A 2,326-nucleotide genomic window follows, 5' to 3' on the forward strand; every position below is an offset into this window, starting at 1 on the left:
GCCTGGGCGGGCGGGGCGAAGCCGGGGGCGGCGCCGGACTGCGGCTGCGGCTGCGGCTGCGGGGCGGCGGGCGCCTCCTCCTCCAGCACCTCGCCGCCGAAGTTCTTCAGCAGCGCCTCCAGACCGCCGTCGAAGCCCTGGCCGACCGCGGCGAAGCGCCATCCGTCCTTGAAGTAGAAGTCACCGAGCATCACGGCCCGCTCGGTGGAGAACTCCGAGCCGTCGAAGGAGTACCGCGCGACCTCCTCGCCGCCCGCCACGATGCGCAGGTAGCCGGGAGCGGTCTGCGACATCTGCCCGGCACCGTCGATGGTCGCCGTGAAGGACAGCTTGCGGATCTGCGACGGTATCCGGTCGAGCGTGACCCGGAAGGACTCCGTGTCGCCCGCCTGGGCACCCAGCAGCTGGATGGACTCCTCCGGGGACTTCGGCTGGTTGAAGAAGATGAAGTACCGGTCGTCCGAGAGACGCTCGTCGGCGTCGAGACCGAAGCAGCTGATGTCGAAGGACAGCCCCGGGGCGGAGATCTGCACGCCTACGTACAGATCGGTGCCCAGCGTGAGGTCACTGATCCTGGCCTTGTGGCCGCGTTGGAATTCCCTGGCCATGCGTTACGACCGTCCCCCATCCCGAGTGTGAGTGCGTCGCGCCAGGCTAACGGCAAAGGCCGGCGACGACCCCCGAGGGTCGCGGTCGGTACAGACCCGGTACACAACCGCACCCGGCCGCTCACACAGGTGGACGTCCGGCGGGGGCGAGGGTTCGACCGGGACGGACACCCGCCCGGCGGGGGGGGCGAGGGCACTGCGGGGACGGACGCCCGCCCGGCGGGGGGGACGAGGGCACTGCGGGGACGGATACTCAGTCCTCGTCGTCGCCGCCGTCGATCCCGTCTTCGGTCTCGCCGTCGACGCCGCCGTCGTCGATCTCGCCGTCGACGCCGCCGTCATGCTCGTGCCGGTCCCCGCGCGCGCCCGGTACGTGCGGCAGCCGTTCGGCGGCGACCACGCCCTCGAGGTAGCCGCGGGCCCGCTCGGTGCGCGGATACGCCTCCAGCAGTCGCCAGAAACCGGGGCCGTGGCCGGGGACCAGCAGGTGCGCCAGCTCGTGGCACAGCACGTAGTCGATGACGTACTCCGGCATCCCCTGCAGGCGGTGCGAGAGCCGGATGCTGCCCTCGGCCGGGGTGCACGAACCCCAGCGGGTGTTCTGGTTGGTGACCCAGCGCACGGAGGCGGGCCGGGCCCGGCCGTCGAAGTACTGGGCCGACAGCCGCTCGGCGCGTCCGGCCAGCTCGGCGTCGCCCAGCACCCGCCGGCTCTCCTGCGCGGCGAGTTTGGCGAGCATGACGGTCACCCAGCGCTGCTCCTCCGCCTTCGACATCCGGGCGGGGATCAGCACGACGGTGCGATCGCCCTCGCGGTACGCGGAGACCGTACGGCGGCGCCGGGCACTCCTGCGGACCTCGATCGCGCTCGCCCCGGGCCGCCCGGGGGGCTGGCCAGTCGTGCTGCGCTGTGGTTTTCCGGCGCTGTGCAGTGGGTCGGCGGGCACGCCCCGACGGTACCCGGTGGGCGGGGACAAAGTCCCGGCTCCGGGACGGTTCGCTGCTGGTGCCCCACCATGTGTTTGATTCGTACGACCGATCCTCTGGTCCGATTTACACAGATCATCCCCTGTTTCACGGGCGCCACGCCCCCGATTCGTACGATGAATCCATCACCCTGTGGATAACCTTCGACGCCCGGCGCCCGGGCCAGGCATGCTGGCAGGCGTCGGCGGAAGGCGCCCGAGTCCGCCGACGGAAAACAGGGGACGTTCCGGTCCTGCCGGACGTCCCGCCACGGATCGCCGGACGTCTCGACGGACAGGGGGTGGATCATGCATCCGATGGTGAAGCCCGCGCTGCGGCGCGGCTGGCGCGACCGCGGCACGGTGCAGTTCGGGATGACCCCGGCGCACGCGCTGACGCTGGGCCCGGTCGACGCGGTGACGGACGGCTTGCTGAACCTGCTCGACGGCACCCGTGGGCTGCCCCTGCTGCGCGAGGAGGGCCGCCGCGCGAAGCTGCCGGACGGTCGGGTCGACGCGCTGGTGGAGCGGCTGGCCCGCGCCGGCCTCGTCGACGACGCCCGCGGCGGCGGACCGGCCGCCGACGCGCTGCGGGAGAGGACGGACGTCCTGGACCGGCTGCGCCCCGACCTCGCCTCGCTGTCCCTGATCACCGCCGGGCCGGGCGGTGCGCCGGCCCGGCTCGCGGCCCGCCGCGCGCTGCGGGTGCGGGTGCGGGGCGCCGGCCGCGTGGGTGCCCTGCTGGCGTCGGTGC

At 73.1% G+C, this 2,326-nt stretch carries 2 protein-coding genes and 1 pseudogene; 1 reads left to right on the forward strand and 2 read right to left on the reverse strand.

The features are described 5' to 3' along the window. On the reverse strand, window positions 1-608 hold a 608-nt coding region (locus GT045_RS38155), incomplete at its 3' end, for a TerD family protein (protein WP_161337012.1). Window positions 609-861: 253 nt separating this feature from the next. Continuing rightward, complete coding sequence (locus tag GT045_RS38160; protein WP_345942884.1) at window positions 862-1,554, reverse strand: M48 family metallopeptidase; 693 nt, start codon at window positions 1,552-1,554, stop codon at window positions 862-864. Window positions 1,555-1,881: 327 nt separating this feature from the next. Between GT045_RS38160 and GT045_RS38165 the strand changes: the two are divergent. Beyond that, window positions 1,882-2,326 (forward strand): annotated as a pseudogene (locus GT045_RS38165) (ThiF family adenylyltransferase); the annotation flags it as partial.

Origin of the sequence: Streptomyces sp. SID486, from assembly GCF_009865385.1 — a bacterium.
Lineage (GTDB): Bacteria > Actinomycetota > Actinomycetes > Streptomycetales > Streptomycetaceae > Streptomyces.